Consider the following 18958-nt stretch of genomic DNA (forward strand, 5'->3'; position numbering starts at 1 on the left):
GGATAAGATGTGCTAATGGATACACAGGGAAAACCGGCAGACTGGTTCTGGCGGTTTTTTTGGTATTCCGATTTGCGCTATTTTCCCAAAAATATAGTTCCTATTAGGAAAAAGGACCTTTCCTATTATTCGGCGACTGGGTAAATCGGAGCAGTAAAATACATAATTCTGTGAAAATCGACGGATTTAGACAAAGTTCGACATGGACTATAATGGGAACAAGCCCAAGGAAAGGGGGAACGACACAGATTCACCTATCGACACCAAGATTATCCTCAAGGAGGTACAACTATGAAACGAAGTATTGCGGTTATAGCAATGAGCGCTGTATTACTCACTTCTTATACTACTATGCAAGAGCAGGTATCGGCTGCGTCCTCTACGGCTCAGAAAGTACTGATAGGACATATCGAAAGCGGTGTGAATTTACGCGACAAACCTTCGGTTTCCAGCAACGTTATCGGTTTTTTGAAAAAAGGAAGCGATGTAACGATACTGGAGCGAAGCAGCGATTATTTTTATAAAATCCAAAGCCAGGATGGAACTGTAGGTTATGTCAGCGCGTCAGATAAATACATAAGCGTTGGCGGAAGTGTCAGTGTTCCGGACGGGGGAGGGCAAGGAACGACGGGCGTAGTCGTTTACGGCGTAAACCTGCGCAACCAGCCTTCAACTTCGGGGAAAGTCCTTGGAATGCTAAATAAAGGAACGAAAGTTACGATTCTCGAGAAGAGCAATGATTATTTTTATAAAGTAATAACCGAGAGCGGCACTTCAGGTTACGTCAGTACGTCGGATAAATATCTTGAAATCAACGGCACCGTGTCCGGGCCTGCCCCGTCGCCTGCGCCAGCACCAACCCCAACGCCGCCACCGGCGGAACCAAATCAAGCCAAGATCGCGCAAGTTATTGAAGCGGGCAAAAAATATCTCGGCACTCCGTATGAATTCGGTTCCGACCGGGGCAATACGGCTACCTTTGATTGCTCGGACTTTGTCCGCCAAGCCTATCGCGATGCGCTCGGAATCGTGCTTCCTGCCGATTCCCGTAAGCAAGGAGCCTGGATTCGGGATAACGGAACGGCCGTTTATGATATTGGTAGCCTTAAAGCAGGCGACTTGGTCTTTTTTATGAGCTATAAAGGTTCGTCTGCCTCGGCCTATCAAGGCGTTGATCCTAATAACGAGCGCATCACGCATGTCGCCATTTATCTCGGCGGAGGACAGTTGCTTCATACGTACTCCTCCAAGTCCGGCGGAGTGCGGATCGACAAATTTGACGGTTCGTGGGAACACCGGTTTCTCTATGGGGGAAGCGTGCTGAAATAATTTCATCAAGCCAATTCACACCAAAAAAATCGCTCCGCGGGAAGAGGGAGAACCCTTTCACCGTGGAGCGATGTTGTTTGGAAAGATAACTTTTGGTAACCTTTATTTAGAAGTAGGTTGGAACGTAGCCAGGCAGATAAATCCATGCTTTACCGAGCCAAGTATAAATTTGCACCCAGTCATCGATCGTTTGACCTGTTGGGTGAACCTCCTGAGGCGCCAACGCGCTAAGCGCAGTGCCGTTCGGATCGGCGTAGAAATATGTTATTTCCAGCAATTGAACCGGATTTGGGGCAATGACGATGTCTTCAGCCGCCACTAATGGTTCTTCAACTACCGGAGGAACCGGGTCAACAACGGGATCTGCCGATACGGCAGTTGCGAAAGCGGCGGTAAGAATAAGAGATGCGGAAAGGGCTGCAAGCTTTTTCATTAGGTAATTTCCTCCTTCAAACGGTTTGGTTTGTGTTTGTATACATGTAATAAACAGTCAAGCAACTTAAGAATCATTTTCCAGTAAATATTTTTAATCTAATTATGAATAGCCGTGAAAAGGAGGGACTGGAGGATGGGGAAACGCAGGCTGGTTATCGGTTTTTTTCTCTTAATGTTAGTGCTTCTGATAGCTGCGATAGTTCTGTATATAAGACCCGCTAAAAGTCTTGACCTTCATTACGCTGCAGTCTCCTGGGAAGACAAATTGCGGGGAATGGCGGAGACGCGACGGCCCGAACTGACGCTAACGGAGCAGGAACTGAATAACTTGTCCAAGAAAGAACTGAAGCAATACATTGACGAACATGAGCTTCCCGTTCAAATTACCGGGGCCGATTTTCAATTGAATGGGGACCGGCTTACCGCCGATTTGAATGCATCCTGGGGAGCGCTGGATGTTGGTGTGAAAGCCGATTACCTCATGGAATATGCCTTAGGGCGCCTGTTGCTCGTTCCTGAGAAATTGGGGATACGAGGGATGACGCTCCCGCCGGAGAGGTTCGGGTTGGAACCGATTGAAATTGACTTGGGGAATTATCTTCCCGATGTTGTAAAAGTCAAGGAAATGAGCTTTCCGGGAAAAACGATCAAGGTGGAATTCAAGCTGGATTGGCTTGAAGTCGCCAAGTATCTGAACCTGTTGTAATTGAACCGGATGAACAAGCAAATAGACAAAAAAAGCAGCAAGCCTCCAGTTACCGGGGCTTGCTGCTTTTTTTGTTTTGAAATTTCGTGCAATACGGAAAAGCCTCTACTTTACTTACATGGATCGGCTTCTTCCTGTAAACAACGAAATTACGAACAGTACCAGGAATATGAAGAACAGGACTTTTGCGATCGAGGCGGCAGCCGCCACAATATTAAAGAAACCGAATATGCCGGCGATCAAAGCAACGACCAGAAAAATCATTGACCATTTCAACATGGTAATCATCTTCCTTTCATATAAAATTATTGTATAGTGATACTAAAGGCTGCACTTCGAGAAGTGCCTTACGAACCGGTTGCCTGCCTTTGCGGGAGGCGTCAATCGTCGTGAACCGCTTCGCTCGTAGCCTTAATTAACCCTGGCTTTTTGCCTTGAAACAGAGTGCTTGTTTCCAGGTAGGGAAGTGGTCCCGCCCTTTGTTTCGGGCCTAAGGGCTTAGGGTAACTATGAATTATCAAACGAAACCGTACAGAAAGAGAGGGAACGGGATGATCTGGGAATTAAGCGTCGCACTCATTGCCGTAGCATTTGCCGTACTTGTTGTTTTTCTAATTAAAACCTTGAAAGCTGCAGAAAAGTCTCTGGATAAAACGACACAGACCCTGCAGGAAGTCCAGAAGACGATTGATGAGCTAAGTTATGAAGTGAAGCATGTGGTCAGACAGGCCAATGATCTCACGGGTAACCTGCAACATAAAATGGAGCAGATTGATCCGGTGCTGGAATCGGTGAAAAATGTGGGGGACGTGCTGAATGAAGTTACCCTGGCCGCTAAGCAGGTATCCACCGCTTTTATCGACAGAATGAAAAGCCAGCCCAAACGTTCGAAGGCTTCGCAAGCGCAGGCCAAGAACGCGGTAGCTCAAACGCCGGAGGAAATGAGGGCATATGCGCTGCCGTATGAAACGCCAGAACCTGAACGTAAACCGCCAGGATGGTTGAAATGGGCGGATATCGCCGCCGGAGTTTGGCAGAAATACCGCTCTTAATCAAGATCGGTACATATAACTGCTCAATTGTCGATCGCCGTAGAACGGTCCGCACGGAAACGGATAACGATGCCGTAAAGAGCCTCAATCATCAGAAAGGGTGAGGAACATGATTCATGCACTGTTGTTGCTGTTAGGACTTCTTTCTCCCTTTGCCGGCGAAATGCCGGCGGTTGCAGATTTACCGGACCAACATTCGGTCCGGCTGGCGCTTTGGCAAAATCCGTTTCCGGCCGATGCGGCGGGAAAAAACGGGGAGACAGCCCGAACCATCGAGTCTTTCGACTCCTTCGAATCTATGGGGAACATTACTTTATATGATGATTTCAAGAGCGTACTTGCAAAAAAGGGAGAACCCGATTCCATCAAGAAAGATCCATATACGGGTTATACGGAATGTCATTATGGCACCTTGACCGTAGGAATATATGAAGATCTTGTTTATTACGTGCACACTGGACCTTATCCGAAAAAAGTGACTCTTAACGGTATCTCGATCCCGCTTCAAAAGGTGTGGCTGCGTCATTTTTTCGGTGAACCTGATTTTGTGGCGGAAGACGGGGAGGTGTACATCCGTGGCCATGCCGCACTCAAAGTATATAAGGATCCCGCATCGGGTAAGATTACGGGTGTCGATTTGTTTGATGACGCCGCTTCCTAATTTATTTGCAAATGAGAGGAAAAGGGTGTTTCTTTCATGGCTGCCGTGGGTAATGTAATTTAGATATACACTTAGATTAACCACTAATATTAAGGAGCGTGATATCATGAGCACAATCGACAATAAATCTTATGCCAAAGTAGTTCAAAACGGTGTACAGGCTGTTGAGGCAGTTCAGGAACTCCACTCCACCGGATATGCAGCCGATGATATTTTCGTACTTGCCCATGACCAGGACCGCAGTGACAGGATTGCGGATGCGGCTAATGCGAATGAAGTCGGAATAAAAGAAGAGGGCGTCTTTACGGCGATCGCAAATCTGTTCCGTTCCCGGGGGGACGAGCTTCGGGCGAAAATCGTTTCTCTTGGTTTCACGGAGACCGAGGCGGCGTTCTATGAAAAAGAGCTGGATTTTGGGAAGGTTCTGGTGATTGCGAGGAAGACCGTCTGATTGATGATCAGTCATTTCTGATACATCCAAATTATAGATAAGGAATGGGTGGAGCCTCCCATTCCTTATCTATGTTTTTGGATATATATGCAAAACTTGCCTAAACAAGCAGGATATTGTCGTTTTGTGCCGAAAAGAGTGCAAAACATGTTATCCTTAATATAGAGCAGGATTCGGCAAATAATTTAAGATGGTTAAGGAGAGTTCTATGAGAATTTTAATCGTTGACGACAATCCAACAAACATCATAATTATCCGGGAAATCTTAAAGAAGGAAGATTACCGGGATACCGTCGCCGTCTCTTCCGCCCATGAGATGTTTCAAAGACTTGGGGTAGAAACTCCGGGGGTCTCTGTAGAAACCGGGCGTAGCGATATAGATTTGATTTTGCTGGATATGATGATGCCCGAGATGGACGGGATTGAAGCCTGCCGCCTGTTGCAGCAGTATGAACAATTGAAGGACATCCCGATTATTATGGTCACGGCGGTAGGCGATTCCAAAAAGCTGGCGGAAGCGCTAGATGCAGGCGCGGTCGACTATGTCACCAAACCGATCAATAAAGTGGAATTGATGGCGAGAATAAGGCTTGCCCTGCGGCTGAAGCAAGAGAAGGATTGGCATAAGGAACGGGACCAGAGAATCCAGGAGGAATTAAAGCTGGCGGCTTTGATTCAAAATGCCGTCTTGAGTTCCCCGATTTCCGATCCTCTCTTTGAAATTGACGCCTTGTATAAGCCCTCTTTTGAACTGGCAGGAGATTTGTATTCCTGGTATCCGCTCGGAGACGGGAGGTACGGAATTATTCTGCTCGATATGATGGGTCATGGCATTTCCTCGTCGCTATTCTGCATGTTTATCGCCTCCGTCCTGAAAGATACCGTCAGCACCTATGTCGAACCTGAGAAAGTCATTCAGGAATTGAACCGGAGATTCAATCTCTTATACATCGACAGCCAACTTGTCCAATATTATTTTACGGCTATCTACCTGGTGGTGGATACAAAATACAAGAAGATCGATTACGTCAATGCCGGTCATCCGCCAGCGCTTTTCTACCAGCAGGATAACCCGGTCGTTAAGCTTAGCGCCGTTTGTCCGCCTGTCGGGCTGTTCGATAAAATCGAGGCAACGACCCAAACGGTCTACTATGAAGGAGATTGCCATCTTGTTCTTTACACCGATGGGCTTACCGAAGCGGTGGAAGGAACGCAGGAGGAACAGTTGGATTATCTGGAGCAAAAATTGCGGGGAAGTCATGTATTTAATAAGGATGGGATAGAGCAGGTGCTGTTCGACGAGATGCTGCCGCAGGAACGGGAAGATGATAAGTGCCTGGTGTGGATCACGTTAAAAGGAGGAGAAAGCAAGGAATGAAGATTAGAAACAAACTGGTGATTGGCTTCAGTTCGCTATTGGTCATTTTGCTGGTATTGACATTTACCAGTTATGACAGGCTCAGATATATGAATGGCGAACTGGATAATATATCTTCAAACAAATACTACATCATAAAGAACGCAACGGGAATGCGCGGCGATTATAACGATATTGCGCGGCTCCTGACAAATATGCTTCAAAGGCAAGATGACAACTATACGGCTTCGCAATCCGCCAAAATCGCTGTTTTGAACGAATCGGCACAACAATATTACGACGAGATAAAATCCAAAGCGGTTACCCCGGAAGAAAAACTTATCTTAAGCAAAACGGATGATGTCATCGGCGATTTTATGGAATACAAAAACCATGTCACCGAACTGATGAGCCGGGGAGAGTACGCGGAAGCCAATGAGTACAGGTTATCCATCGGGCAGAATGTGCAGGATACGTTACTCAATAACCTGAATGAAATGCGGGATTATTACAACTCCGAAATTGAACTGGCCGTAGAAAGTGCCGGAGAAGCTTATGAACGTTCCATTCAGATCACGATCGGGATCATGGCGGTAGGATTGCTGTTTGGTTTGGGAATCGTTCTTTGGGTGCTTCCGAGCATTTCAAGAGGACTGAATACGGTCAATACGATGATGCGCCACTTCGGGAGGAACGAATTGAATGCGATTCAGGAGGTTCCTCTTTCCACGCAGGACGAAATAGGAGAAGTGGCCCAGGTCTTCCGGAAAATCTCCCAGGATCTGCAGGAAAAGCAGGAGGCGGAGCAAAATTTTCTGCAGTTGCAGACAGATCAGTCCTGGATCGACTCCAATCTGGCGCGCATCACGGAGCTGCTGCACGGCATCAATTCATTGGAGCAAATTTCGCAGATGTTTATCAGCGAATTTACGCCTCTGCTTGGGGCGCATTATGGAGCCATCTATATCCGGGATGAAGAGCAAAGTCCGGATATGTTGTATCTGTCAGGCACCTATGCGGGCAATTCGGACCTGAAGTCGCCGCAAACCTTCAAAGTAGGGGAAGGCCTGGTAGGACAGGCTGCCCTTGATAAGAAGCCTATTGCCTTGCAAAATGCGCCGCAAGACTATGTTTCGGTAAGCTCCGCCTTGGGAGAATCCAAGCCGAACCATATTCTTATTTACCCGGTTGTGTTCGAGGATGAAGTTCTGGGCGTTGTGGAGTTTGCGGGATTCGATCCGTTTACCTCCCTTGAAGAAAATTTGATGTCGGGATTGGCGTCAAGCCTAGGCATTATTTTGAACAATATCAACCGCCGCCTTCGCGTGGAAGAGTTGCTGCGTGAATCGCAGGCTTTGACGGAAGAGCTTCAGGTTCAATCCGAGGAGCTTCAGACCCAGCAGGAAGAACTGCGGCGTTCGAACGAAAGCATGGAGAAACAGACGGTGGCGCTTAAGCGCTCCGAAGAACTGCTGCAGCGGCAGCAGGAGGAATTGGAACATTTCAATACGGAGCTGATTGCCAAGACGCGGGCCCTGGAAGAACAGGTTCAGGAAGTCGAAGAGAAAAATAACGAAATCGAGCTCACGAAGGTGCAACTGGAGCGTCATGCGGCACAATTGGCCGTAACCAGCAAATACAAATCGGAATTTTTGGCCAATATGTCCCATGAATTGCGGACGCCGCTTAACAGCCTGCTCATTCTTTCGCAGCTGCTGTATGAAAATAAGGAGAGCAATTTAACCGATAAACAGATCGAATATGCGCATACCATTCATATGTCGGGTGCCGATCTCCTGAAAATGATCGATGAAATTCTGGACCTTTCCAAGGTAGATGCGGGCAAAATGGAAATAAACCGCGAATCGGTTCGGCTTGAAGATCTGAAGCGGTTCGTGGAGCAAAACTTTGGCCCTGTCGCGTTGAGCAGCGGTCTTGACTTGCGCATTGAACTGGAGAGCTCCGTGCCGGCCGAAATCCAGACGGACGGACACCGGGTGAAACAGATTTTGCGGAATTTGCTTTCCAATGCGTTTAAGTTTACTAGTCAGGGCGAAATTTCCTTGAGCATTAAGTCGGCGATGGCAGAGACCTTGCCGCCTGCACTGGATCCTTCGCGCGACTATTTGGAAATGGTCGTCAAAGATACGGGGATCGGGATTCCTAACGATAAGATGGACATTATCTTCGAAGCGTTCCAGCAAGTCGACGGTACGACCAGCCGCAAATACGGCGGTACCGGCCTTGGCCTCTCGATCAGCCAAGGCTTGGCCGGATTGCTCGGCGGGATGATCACCGTCCAGTCCGAAGAAGGGGAGGGCAGCGTCTTCAAATTGTATCTGCCGAAGGAGGCCCCGTCCCGGTTATTCATCGCCGATCAGGAAGCGGCCGTTACGAACACGGTAGTCGCCCCTTATTTCGGCAAGAGCTCTTATGTCCGTCCGGTCGACGAACCCGTCGCCGTAACGGATCCGATCGAAGACGACCGGGAAGTGCTGGAAGCGGGAGACAAGGTCATGCTCATCATCGAGGATGACATTCAGTTCGCCAAGATTTTGCTGGATATGTCCCGCAACCACGGCTTCAAAACGCTTATCGCGGTTCAAGGCGATAAGGGACTGCAACTCGCGCGGGATTATATACCGGATGCGATTATTCTGGATATTCAACTGCCGGTCATGGACGGCTGGTCGATTTTGAACGAACTCAAGAGCAGTGCGGAAACAAGGCATATTCCGGTGCATGTGATTTCGGTGGTCGATGAAGCGAAGCAGGGTCTCATGATGGGGGCTATCGCCTATCTCCGTAAGCCGTCAACACGGGAACATTTGGAGCGAGCCTTCTCCCATATAGAATCGTTTACGGAGAAAAGCCTCAAGCACCTCCTTATTGTTGAGGATGACGATGTTCAGCGGAACTCCATCATCGAACTGATCGGCCATGACGATGTCGTGATCACCGCGGTTTCCACCGGCGGGGAGGCGTTGCAGGAACTGCGGGAGAAACACTACGACTGCATGGTGCTGGATCTGATGCTGAGCGACATTACCGGTTTCGATCTGCTCGATCAGATCCGGGACGATGAGGAATTGAACGATCTACCGATCATTATTTATACGGGCAAGGATCTGGATAAGCAGGAGGAACTCCGCCTGCGGAAATATACGGAGTCGATCATCATTAAAGACGTTAAATCGCCTGAGCGCCTGCTCGATGAAACGACGCTCTTCCTTCATCGGATCGAAGCGGACCTGCCGGAGGACAAGCGACGGATCTTGCAGAAGCTGCATAATAAAGAAGAATTGTTTGAAGGCAAAAAGATTTTGCTCGTCGATGATGACGTGCGCAATGTATTTGCCTTATCCAGCGTCCTTGAAGGCTACCGCATGAGTGTGGTGTATGCGGAAAACGGCAGGGAGGCTCTCGACTTCCTGAAGGAACAGGACGACATTGACATGGTTCTGATGGATATGATGATGCCGGAAATGGACGGTTATGAGGCTATGCGCCAAATTCGCCAGATGCCGGAGTACGCCAAATTGCCGATTATAGCCTTGACCGCGAAAGCAATGAAGGATGACCGGGCAAAATGTATTGAGGCGGGAGCTTCCGATTACGTGAAGAAACCGATTCAGACCGATCAATTGCTGTCATTAATGCGGGTATGGTTGTATTCGTAACCTGACAAAACGGGTAAAAAAATAATAGCCTTACTTTTGCCACAATGTCGTTACATCACTGTCTAGTTAATATAATCGGAGTTGAATCTATGACACCCAGTGATTTTCCGGATTTTCCGGATTTGGAATCGTATAGTCAGCCGCTTGAAAGCGAACGGGAGCTGCTGGAAATCGAACTGCTTCTTGAAGGAGTCCACCGGTTATACGGATATGATTTCCGGAATTATGCTCTCCCTTCCCTGCGGAGACGGATATGGCATCAGGTGCACGCAGAGCATCTTGAAACCATCTCAGGCCTGCAGGAAAAGGTGCTGCATGACCGAGCTTATTTCGAACGTCTCGTTTACAGCCTGTCTATCCCGGTAACGGAGATGTTCCGGGATCCTCCGTTATTCCGGACGTTCCGGGAGAAGGTGGTTCCGCTGCTCCGGACGTACCCGTATATCCGCATTTGGCATGCGGGCTGTTCGACCGGGGAAGAGGTTTATTCCATGGCAATCCTGCTTCATGAAGAGGGGTTGTATGATAAATCCAGGATTTATGCTACCGACATGAACGCGAGATCGCTTCAAGTAGCCAAAGAAGGAATTTTCGGGATTCAAAAAATGAAGCAGTATACGAAGAATTATCAGGAAGCGGGGGGAACGCGCTCGTTCTCCGAATACTATACCGCCAAATATAATTCCGTGATATTCCAGCCGTTTTTGCGCAAGAACATGATCTTTGCCGAGCACAATCTGGCAACCGATCAATCATTTAATGAATTTAATGTGATCTTTTGCCGGAATGTCATGATTTACTTTGATGAAAAGCTGAGGAACCGGGTTCATTCCCTGTTCCACGAGAGCCTGAACCATTTCGGCGTGCTCGTACTGGGGGCGAAGGAGTCTATCCATTTTACGGATTATGTCGATTGCTACGAGCCTTTGGACCGGGTAGAAAAGATTTACCGAAAGATCAAATGAAGGATGCGGGAGGATTCCATGGGGGCCCAAGAACCGATTCATATTTTGCTGGTAGATGACCGCCCTGAGAACCTGATGGCCTTGGAAGCGGTGTTGGAAAGTGAACAATATAATTTGGTGAAAGCAACGTCCGGTGAGGAAGCCTTGAGATATTTATTGAAGGATGATTTTGCCGTGATCGTGCTTGACGTGCAAATGCCCGGGCTTGACGGAATCGAGACCGCGAAATTGATCAAGGCCAGGGACAAGACGAAGGACATTCCGATCATCTTCATTTCTGCCAACAGCAAAGAGGCGGAGCACTTGTTTGCGGGATATTCCGCCGGTGCGATTGACTACATGGTAAAACCGTTTATTCCGCAAATTCTCAGGTCCAAAATCGAAGGCTTCGTCGACATGTATCTGACCAATCAGCGGCTCAAAACCCAGAGTATGCTGCTGCAGCAAAAGACGCTGGAGCTTGAGCGGATTAATGAAGAACTAGTAAAGGCCAAGGAAGCTGCCGAAATTGCAGCGAAGGCGAAAACGGAATTTCTGGCCATGATGAGCCACGAAATCCGCACGCCGATGAACGGCGTCATCGGGATGATCGATCTGTTGATGGAGACGGAACTGAGGGACGAGCAGAAAGATTATGCCGAAATCATTCGCGGCAGTGCCGATACGCTTGTCACAATTATCAACGATATTCTTGACTTTACGAAGATGGAGTCCGGAAAAATGGAACTCGAAGAGAGTCCGTTTGAGCTCAGGGCTTCCATCCAGGAGGTTATCAGTCTGTTCTCGCTGGACGCGGGCAGAAAAGGGTTAGAGCTCGTTTCGTTCGTGGATGAGGATATTCCGTCATTGCTCTACGGGGACATGGGCCGGCTTCGTCAGGTACTCATCAACCTGATCGCCAATGCGATGAAGTTTACCGACAAGGGCGGTATTTACTTGGTGGTATCGAGCAAGGAAATGGATGAAGGCAAATGCATGCTTGAATTTACGGTTAAAGACACGGGCATCGGCATTGCTCCGGAAAAAATCGACCGCTTATTCAAGCCGTTTTCGCAACTGGATTCGTCGATGACCAGAAAATATGGAGGTACCGGCCTTGGCCTGGCGATCTGCCAGACGCTAGTTCACATGATGGGTGGAACCATCCGGGTAGAAACCTTGGAAGAAAAGGGAGCGACATTTGTTTTTACCATTTGCGCAAGTCTTTATGAAGATGAGACAACGGAGCTGGCTTGTGCGGCGCAGGAGATTTCATTTGAGGGGAATCGGGATTACCGGGAGCGGATGCTCGTGGTCGACGACCATCCGGTGAACCAGCGGCTGATGGTAAGTATGCTTCGAAAACTGGGCTATGAACCGGAGGTTGCCGAAGATGGAGTGCAGGCTGTGGAGCTGGCGCTTTCGGAGGAGTATGACCTTATTTTCATGGATTTGCAGATGCCGCTGATGGATGGCCTGGAAGCAACCATGCGGATTCGGGAACGCCAGAACCCCGGCAGAAAACCGAAGATCATTGCCATGACGGCAAACGTTATGGACGGCATCCGTAACAAATGCATGCAAGCGGGTATGGATGACTATATCAGCAAGCCGATCAAATTAGGGTCAATAAAGTCAATATTATCCAAATATAACAATAATTTTATTGCGGAATCTTCGGTTCATTGATTCATCCCCCGGTATGACGGGTTATTTATAAAGAAAACATATTTCAGGAGAGAGTGTCTATGAATACAAATAAAAATGAGAAGTTTACCGCTACGTCGCAAGTGGAGAACGGTACATGCACAGTGTATTTACGCGGTGAGTTGGATCTGTCCGTCGCTCCTGATTTCCGCCAGGTAATGGAGCCTCTTGCTCTGAATGAGAAACAAGATCTGGTGATCAATCTGAAAGACTTGAAGTATATTGACAGCACGGGCATCGGTATTCTGTTGTCCATACTGAAGACAAGGCATGGAATGGAAGCCGGTTTTCTGGTGAAGGAAGTGCCGGATCAAATTCAAAAACTGTTCGATATGACCGGAATCGCGAAATTTTTTGCCGCACAGGAGAATTCCCAATAGGAAAGGAAAGAGTAACATGATAGACGAAGTACAGAAAGTTGTAATCAGTTTGCCGGCGACTGCGGAGTATGTCGATATAGTTAGATTGAATCTGTATGGTGTAGCTTCCAAAATGGGTTTCTCCTATGAAGAGATTGAAGATATGAAGGTAGCTATTTCGGAGGCGTGTAACAATTCGGTATTGTATGCTTACAAGGATAGCAATGGAATGATGGAGGTCACCTTTGAAATCATCGGAGATGCATTGTCCATTACGGTCAGAGACGAAGGGGAGAGCTTTGATTCGTGGGGCGCGGGCGAACGTCAGGGTCTGCACGATAAAAATCTGAACGAGGTCCAAATCGGCGGACTCGGATTTTATCTCATGCAGGCGCTTATGGATGAGGTTAGCGTCGAGAATGAAGCCGGAAAAGGAACAAAGGTGGTCATGACTCGCCGCTTAATGAAGAGCGAGGAGAAGGTATGACGGATAAATTGACTCCCCCCGAGTCTTTGAATGAATCCACCAGCATGATCTGGGAATACCAGCAAACCAAGGACAATGACATTGCTACAGTCCTGATTCAAAAATATGAACCGATGGTGAAAATGGCGGCGGGCAAAATTGCGCGAAACCGTCCCGACCTGTACGAGGATTTGTATCAGGTAGGACAAATGGCGCTGATTCGTCTGCTGCAGCAATATGATATCGAGATGGGTATCCCTTTTGAACCATATGCGATGAAGAGCATGATCGGCCATATGAAGAATTTTTTGCGGGACAAGTCCTGGTATATTCAAGTACCGAGAAGAATCAAAGAAAAAGGTGCCTTGGTTCAGCAGGCGATCGACGAACTGACCGTCAAACTGGAACGGTCGCCGGATGTCAAAGAAATTGCCGCCTTTCTGGAGCTTTCCGTGGAGGAAACGGTTGAGGTTCTGGCCGGTCGGGAATGCTATCATTACGTTTCGCTTGATTCTCCGCTATCGCAGGAAGAAAGTGCCGCAACACTCGGCGAGCTGATCAGTTCGGAAGCCGACGATTACGACACGGTTGAGAAGCGGATGGATTTGCAGCAAGCGCTCAGTCAGCTTAAGGATCAGGAGCAGCAAGTTCTTTTGCTGGCGTTTCAGGAGGGACAATCCCAGCGCGCGATCGCACAAAAGCTGGGCGTATCCCAAATGAGCGTTTCCCGGATTCAAAAAAGGGCGACGGAAAAGCTGAAGCAAATTATGTCCAATTCGAATTCAACTTTTTAAATAAGAACACTCCGTTATGGACAAAGGAGCCCGGCCCATGGACGACATGAGAAAAATTCGGGTGAACGAGAACGGCCAGGAATGGTCCTGGATAAGTTTGCAAGTAAACAACTGGGATGAACTTGAGGTACGACAATTATATAATGACTATCCCTTTACCAAGGAATGGCTGGACATGCTTCCGACGGTAGAGTCCAATTATTTGTCCGTGAGATTTCCGGGCGGCAGGGAGCCGATCATTTTCGGCTCCCTGCTTTATTCGGTGGAAGAAGAAATCAAGGATGGAACCCGGGATTGCATACTGATGCACTTCTTCGTAGGCAAGGACGTTTTGATTACGATCAATCTGGACTCTCATACCTGCAGGGTCATGGGGGAAAAAGATCATGCCGCTATGCTGCTTGCGTGCCCGAGGCCGGTCGATGGCATGTTTGTGCTTGCCAGGACGATCCTTCATTATTTTCATAACGGCATGGACCGGTTTGAGCGAAACCTGCGGCGGGTTGAAGAAATCATGAAGAAACGCAACCGGAAGCATCTCATGGATCAAATCTTAAATTCCCGCTTTGAACTGCTGTATTGGTCCAATCTCTTCATTCCGTTTCTGGAACTCGAAACCGCCGCCCGTGAAGCTTATTTGGAACAGATGGACGATAGCGTGCCTTTCCAACGGTTCAAGTATCGGGCTGAACGCATGAGCGGGCTCGTCAAGCATTACGAAAAGGAGATCGATACTTTGATTTCCATCGATGATGCCATCTCGGGCTTCCGGGGCAATGACATCATGAAAACATTAACGATCATGACGGCGATTTTTACGCCTGCTACGGTGATCGGGGCGATCTGGGGCATGAATTTCGATTTTCTGCCTTGGGTAAAGGAAGGATTTTTCGGTTTTATGCTGATCTCCGGGCTTACTTTGTTTACAACGATCGGATTCTATGTCTGGATCAAGGCCAAAGGATGGACCGGTGATCTGCTGGAGGTTGAAGAGGAAAATTCGAATTTGTAGACATGAAAAAACCTGAGCGCATGGATGAATGCCGTTCAGGTTTTTTGTTTACGCTTAATTCGAAATGAAAATCTGCTTGTCAAACCTATTGCTCGGGATCCGAAACCATCCCTTGTTTGCGGTCTTCGCTGCCCGTAGACATCTCCTCCATGTCCTCGCCGAGCTGCTTCAAATCTTCCATATCATTGACCATGGATCCGTTGTCCGCTTGGGAAATGTCCTTATGCTCCGGATATTCGCCTTCCCGCGCTTCGCGGATCTGCTTCTCTACATATTCCTGCTGCTGTTCCTCCGCATTTTTTAAACCCATCGGAATCACTCCTTTTACCCTGCATTAGAAAATAGTGTTTCATCAAGGCTTGGATTTAATGTAGTCCTGAAGGCTTTTTATATAGTCGCCTACCATCGGGAGATCCACAAACAAGCTTAGAACCCAACCGAGCAAACCTAGGATAACGAAGGTGCCTACGCTTAGCCCGAGACCACGGGATAGACCGGCCATAAAGTTGGTCATCACCCGTTTTTTCGGATTCGTATAATTCTCTAGGATATCCTTGAAGTCCGCTTTCTCCAGCATGTCGGCAATACTGTCCAGCCTCCCGTTGAGGCGCTTCACTTCATGCCGAAGCTCAAAGGGATGATCTTTGGTGTCATAGGGATTGATGCGAGCCATTGTTCGCAGCCTCCTTCTTTTGAATTTTTGGAGTGAAAAAGAAAACGCCAGCTGCCCGAGCTGGCGTTTTCAGGGGACAGCCCCGATTACAGCGTAGAGGAAGAATTCGCGGATGACCCAAACTCGCGTTTGGTTTCATCGGCTGTTTTCTTAACGTCATCCTTGATGTCCTGGGACGTCTTCCCGGCTTCTTTAGCAATGCCTTTAGTTTCTTCTTTGATATCCTCAGAGACATCGGCGGAAGCTTCTTTGACGCTGGACATGATATTGCTGGCACTGCTGCTTACGCTTTTCGCCAAATCCGTAGTTTTGGACGCAACGGTTTTTGCCAGTTCGGATCCTTTTTCACAAGCCGCCGTAGCTATCTCTTTGGATTTATCCGTAGCCACACTGAGTTTATCCGACAAATCGCTCCGCAGCTCCCGTCCAGGCTTAGGTGCATACAACAATGCGGCCGCCGCTCCGAGCAAAGCCCCGATCACAAGCCCTTTCGTGAAGGTTCCACCGCTTTGTACTGGATATTCTTCTTCCGCTTTATTCATGATCCATCGCTCCTTTTATATAGAATTGAATTGTTGAAAGAATAAAGCTGCCTTGAAGCTTGCTTTTCTTACTTCGTATATAAACGATAAGGCAAGGGGTGAAACAAAAAGGCGGCATTAATGATTCCCGTTTGATTAACGGATTTGGGATGAGGGTAAGAAATATCAAATCCATGAAGGTATATGAAGAGAGCGAGGAGGATTAGGATGATTAAGGTGGTTACTTCCGAAGAACGCCATACGGCCAGATACGGTCCTGTCCATAGTGAATTTAGCTTTTCCTTTGCGGATTACGACGACCCCGGCAATGCCCATTTCGGCTGCTTATTGGTATTGAACGATCATACGCTGGTCCCCGGCAAGAAGCTGGAGCCTCATCCGCATCATGATCTTGAAATTTTAACCTATGTAATTTCGGGTACCTTGGGACATTCCGACGGCTCGGGAGATACCCGGATATTGCCGGAGGGCAGTTTTCAAGTATTAAGTGCGGGGACTGGAGTTACTCATGCGGAGTTTAATCCTTCGGAACAGGACCCGGTTCGTTATCTTCAATTATGGTTCCTTCCGGATCGCAGAAATTTAACCCCGTCCAGAGATGACCGGCAAGTGACCCGTGCAACCCGGGTCGGGATATCGGAGCCGGTCGTAAGTGGAAAGGGGAACGATGGCCGGCTGCGGATTCATCAGGATGTAGATGTGTATGTACCTGTTTTTGCGGATAACAGGGAGATCTTGATTCCTACGCACAATCGCAGACAGCATTTATTCCTGATTTCGGGACATATCGAATTCGAATGCGGTAATCAGCAATTTTCCCTTCGACCCGGCGATGCAGCAAGAATTCAGAGCGGGCATGATCTTAAGATCCGCAAAACGGGGGAAGAACAAGCCGAACTCATGGTCATCGACATGCCATAATAAGCCAAGAATACCTATTTGCTGCGGAGTTTTCCCAGTTCTTGAGCGAGTGCTTCGACTTCGGAAATGCTGAGGCGTTCCTTGCTCATCACGAGTTCATAAATATCCAGAATGTCGTCGTACTGTTCCACTTGAAAAGCGGAAGCGTTCATGGCGGCTCCGGTCGCCATTTTCAGCTTCGTCTTGATCGCTTCAATCATATATTCCACGTTTTCCTGGTTTTTTTGAGTTAAGTCCATTTGCCTTCATCCTTTCGTTACGTTTCTTATCCCGGTCATTGTACCATGTTCGGTACCGGGTTCGCACACTATGTTTTGCGGATGAAAGACGATTGCGGTACAATCAGGGTACCTTGAAAAGGAAAGGGGCGGCTGTGGATGGATGAGAGCAGCGTATTACCGGTTACGGGATTTGAACGAAAAAAAATGACCGGCAGCGAGCTCGCCGGTTTTTTTCACGGGATCAGGAAGAGGCATCCGCACCAAAAAATTACTTTCCTCTGTATTGGAACGGATCGTTCCACCGGAGATGCCCTTGGCCCGCTCGTCGGTTCCCGCCTTGAAGAGCAAGGATTTACGAACGTGATCGGAACTTTGAAATTCCCTTGTGATGCGGTCAATCTGGAAATGCGAATGTCTGCCATTCCGAAGGGACACATCATCGTGGCGATCGATGCTTGTCTCGGAGCCGCTTCCTCTGTCGGAAGTTATCAGGTATCGGGACTTCCGCTTCTTCCGGCCCAATCGGTTGGCAGAATCTTGCCGGCGGTAGGCCATTACAGCGTAGCGGCGGTCGTAAACGTAAACGGTCCAAAGCCATATTGGACACTGCAGATGACCTCGCTCCATCAGGTTATGGAGATGTCAAGGGTGCTGGCGGAATCGATTATCTCCGGTTTCAATTACGATGAATTTGGCTAAATAATAGGAATCAGGATTTTTACATAATCAAAGGTGAGTTTCTTGAACATTTATATAGGAAAAGAGGGAAGCGTTATGGAAAGAACAACGGTTGGCGGGTTTACGATGGCATATGAAATGCAAGGGCAGGGAGAAACGGTTGTCCTGTTGCACGGCTTCTGCGGAAGTTCCGCGTACTGGGAGCAGGTTATCCCCTTGCTGGCTGCTTCTTACAGAGTCATTGCTCCTGATCTGCGAGGACATGGTACATCGGATGCTCCGTTAGGGGCCTATACCATTGAACAAATGGCCGACGATGTTGCCGGATTGCTGGCGGACCTGGGTATCGAGCGCTATACCTTGCTAGGACACTCCATGGGAGGATACGTTGCATTATCGCTTTTGCAGCGATATTCCGAAAGGCTGAACGGAGTCGGATTGATCCACTCCACGGCATATCCCGACAGCGATGAAGCGAAGGAGAAACGGCTGCAGGCGGTGGCCGCCATCGGCAGCGAAGGAATTACCCCGTTTGTCGACGGATTGGTTCCGGGACTGTTTGCTCCGGAGTTGAGAGAGACACTGACGACCGAAGTGAACCGGGCCAAAGAAATCGGCTATAAAACACCGCCGCATGGGGCTTCGGGATCGGCGATGGCCATGCGTGAGCGGATCGACCGCCGGGACGTTTTATCGGCGACAGTCCTGCCAGTCCTGTTGGTCGCCGGCGAAAACGATCAACTTATTCCGATAGAACGCACCTTCACGACGGAAGGCGACAACGTAACCAAAGCCGTCATCAAAGGCGCTGGCCACATGAGCATGTACGAAGCACCGGAACAACTATCAGCCGTGATTGGGGACTTCCTGCAAAGCGTTTACGAGTCGGAAAAATAAACCTGGCGCTTAGCCGCTTACCAACCGGAGTCCTGGAGACTCCGGTTTTTGATGTGAAGGGCATCCAAGGGCT

The 18958-nt window shown here is 48.5% G+C and carries 22 protein-coding genes; 16 read left to right on the forward strand and 6 right to left on the reverse strand.

Going from position 1 to position 18958, the window contains the following annotated elements; genetic code table 11:
- Nucleotides 1–291: 291 nt before the first annotated feature.
- Entirely contained in the window at nt 292–1329 is a 1038-nt protein-coding gene (locus tag ACLB09_RS23485) for a C40 family peptidase (RefSeq protein ID WP_410772260.1), read from the forward strand.
- 106 nt (nt 1330–1435) lie between these two features.
- Here ACLB09_RS23485 and ACLB09_RS23490 read toward each other — a convergent pair whose 3' ends face one another.
- Nucleotides 1436–1762 (reverse strand): hypothetical protein, encoded by a 327-nt coding sequence (locus ACLB09_RS23490; RefSeq protein WP_410772261.1) that lies wholly within the window; start codon nt 1760–1762, stop codon nt 1436–1438.
- A gap of 135 nt (nt 1763–1897) precedes the next feature.
- Here ACLB09_RS23490 and ACLB09_RS23495 point away from each other — a divergent pair, with 135 nt between their 5' ends.
- Complete coding sequence (locus ACLB09_RS23495; RefSeq protein WP_410772262.1) at nt 1898–2470, forward strand: hypothetical protein; 573 nt, start codon at nt 1898–1900, stop codon at nt 2468–2470.
- A 114-nt stretch (nt 2471–2584) separates the two neighbouring features.
- Here the strand turns inward: ACLB09_RS23495 and ACLB09_RS23500 are convergent, their stop codons facing one another.
- Complete coding sequence (locus tag ACLB09_RS23500; RefSeq protein ID WP_410772263.1) at nt 2585–2749, reverse strand: DUF1328 domain-containing protein; 165 nt, start codon at nt 2747–2749, stop codon at nt 2585–2587.
- A gap of 272 nt (nt 2750–3021) precedes the next feature.
- On the opposite strand from ACLB09_RS23500, the gene ACLB09_RS23505 reads away from it, so the two are divergent.
- The 11 genes from ACLB09_RS23505 to ACLB09_RS23555 all read left to right on the forward strand — a co-directional run bounded on the left by ACLB09_RS23505 (nt 3022) and on the right by ACLB09_RS23555 (nt 14953).
- Nucleotides 3022–3522 (forward strand): DUF948 domain-containing protein, encoded by a 501-nt coding sequence (locus ACLB09_RS23505; protein ID WP_410772264.1) that lies wholly within the window; start codon nt 3022–3024, stop codon nt 3520–3522.
- A gap of 109 nt (nt 3523–3631) precedes the next feature.
- Complete coding sequence (locus ACLB09_RS23510; protein ID WP_410772265.1) at nt 3632–4183, forward strand: hypothetical protein; 552 nt, start codon at nt 3632–3634, stop codon at nt 4181–4183.
- Nucleotides 4184–4289: 106 nt separating this feature from the next.
- A complete protein-coding gene (locus ACLB09_RS23515; RefSeq protein ID WP_410772266.1) occupies nt 4290–4634 on the forward strand; it encodes a YflT domain-containing protein in 345 nt (114 codons plus the stop codon).
- A gap of 208 nt (nt 4635–4842) precedes the next feature.
- Nucleotides 4843–6012 carry a PP2C family protein-serine/threonine phosphatase gene (locus ACLB09_RS23520; protein WP_410772267.1) on the forward strand — a complete coding sequence of 390 codons (1170 nt, stop codon included), beginning with the start codon at nt 4843–4845 and terminating at the stop codon, nt 6010–6012.
- Entirely contained in the window at nt 6009–9671 is a 3663-nt protein-coding gene (locus ACLB09_RS23525) for a response regulator (protein WP_410772268.1), read from the forward strand. The genes ACLB09_RS23520 and ACLB09_RS23525 overlap by 4 nt, the downstream gene beginning before the upstream one ends.
- Before the next feature lie 89 nt (nt 9672–9760).
- The gene (locus ACLB09_RS23530) at nt 9761–10636 is read left to right on the forward strand and encodes a CheR family methyltransferase (RefSeq protein WP_410772269.1); all 876 of its coding nucleotides are present in this window, start codon (nt 9761–9763) and stop codon (nt 10634–10636) included.
- 18 nt (nt 10637–10654) lie between these two features.
- The gene (locus ACLB09_RS23535) at nt 10655–12304 is read left to right on the forward strand and encodes a response regulator (protein ID WP_410772270.1); all 1650 of its coding nucleotides are present in this window, start codon (nt 10655–10657) and stop codon (nt 12302–12304) included.
- Between the two features lie 59 nt (nt 12305–12363).
- Nucleotides 12364–12702: an STAS domain-containing protein gene (locus ACLB09_RS23540; RefSeq protein WP_410772271.1), complete on the forward strand. Its 339-nt coding sequence runs from the start codon at nt 12364–12366 to the stop codon at nt 12700–12702.
- Nucleotides 12703–12718: 16 nt separating this feature from the next.
- Entirely contained in the window at nt 12719–13168 is a 450-nt protein-coding gene (rsbW, locus tag ACLB09_RS23545; RefSeq protein ID WP_410772272.1) for an anti-sigma B factor RsbW, read from the forward strand.
- Complete coding sequence (locus tag ACLB09_RS23550; protein WP_410772273.1) at nt 13165–13941, forward strand: sigma-70 family RNA polymerase sigma factor; 777 nt, start codon at nt 13165–13167, stop codon at nt 13939–13941. Before rsbW ends, ACLB09_RS23550 begins: the two co-directional genes overlap by 4 nt.
- A gap of 37 nt (nt 13942–13978) precedes the next feature.
- Entirely contained in the window at nt 13979–14953 is a 975-nt protein-coding gene (locus ACLB09_RS23555) for a magnesium transporter CorA family protein (protein WP_410772274.1), read from the forward strand.
- A gap of 85 nt (nt 14954–15038) precedes the next feature.
- Here ACLB09_RS23555 and ACLB09_RS23560 read toward each other — a convergent pair whose 3' ends face one another.
- The 3 genes from ACLB09_RS23560 to ACLB09_RS23570 form a co-directional block, all read right to left on the reverse strand.
- Complete coding sequence (locus ACLB09_RS23560; protein ID WP_410772275.1) at nt 15039–15263, reverse strand: hypothetical protein; 225 nt, start codon at nt 15261–15263, stop codon at nt 15039–15041.
- Between the two features lie 42 nt (nt 15264–15305).
- Entirely contained in the window at nt 15306–15626 is a 321-nt protein-coding gene (locus ACLB09_RS23565) for a DUF5665 domain-containing protein (protein ID WP_410772276.1), read from the reverse strand.
- A gap of 86 nt (nt 15627–15712) precedes the next feature.
- Nucleotides 15713–16168 carry a YtxH domain-containing protein gene (locus tag ACLB09_RS23570; protein WP_410772277.1) on the reverse strand — a complete coding sequence of 152 codons (456 nt, stop codon included), beginning with the start codon at nt 16166–16168 and terminating at the stop codon, nt 15713–15715.
- A gap of 207 nt (nt 16169–16375) precedes the next feature.
- Between ACLB09_RS23570 and ACLB09_RS23575 the strand changes: the two genes are divergently transcribed.
- The gene (locus ACLB09_RS23575; RefSeq protein WP_410772278.1) at nt 16376–17089 is read left to right on the forward strand and encodes a pirin family protein; all 714 of its coding nucleotides are present in this window, start codon (nt 16376–16378) and stop codon (nt 17087–17089) included.
- A gap of 14 nt (nt 17090–17103) precedes the next feature.
- Here ACLB09_RS23575 and ACLB09_RS23580 read toward each other — a convergent pair whose 3' ends face one another.
- Nucleotides 17104–17328 carry a DUF1128 domain-containing protein gene (locus ACLB09_RS23580; protein ID WP_410772279.1) on the reverse strand — a complete coding sequence of 75 codons (225 nt, stop codon included), beginning with the start codon at nt 17326–17328 and terminating at the stop codon, nt 17104–17106.
- A gap of 138 nt (nt 17329–17466) precedes the next feature.
- On the opposite strand from ACLB09_RS23580, the gene yyaC reads away from it, so the two are divergent.
- Both yyaC and ACLB09_RS23590 read left to right on the forward strand, forming a co-directional pair.
- Nucleotides 17467–18009 (forward strand): spore protease YyaC, encoded by a 543-nt coding sequence (gene yyaC / locus ACLB09_RS23585; protein WP_410772280.1) that lies wholly within the window; start codon nt 17467–17469, stop codon nt 18007–18009.
- A gap of 75 nt (nt 18010–18084) precedes the next feature.
- Nucleotides 18085–18885, forward strand: coding sequence for an alpha/beta fold hydrolase (locus ACLB09_RS23590; protein ID WP_410772281.1), 801 nt, complete (start codon nt 18085–18087; stop codon nt 18883–18885).
- The last annotated feature ends 73 nt before the right edge of the window (nt 18886–18958 follow it).

Origin of the sequence: Fontibacillus forbon (genome assembly GCF_046559655.1) — a bacterium.
Taxonomy (GTDB): Bacteria; Bacillota; Bacilli; order Paenibacillales; family Paenibacillaceae; genus Fontibacillus.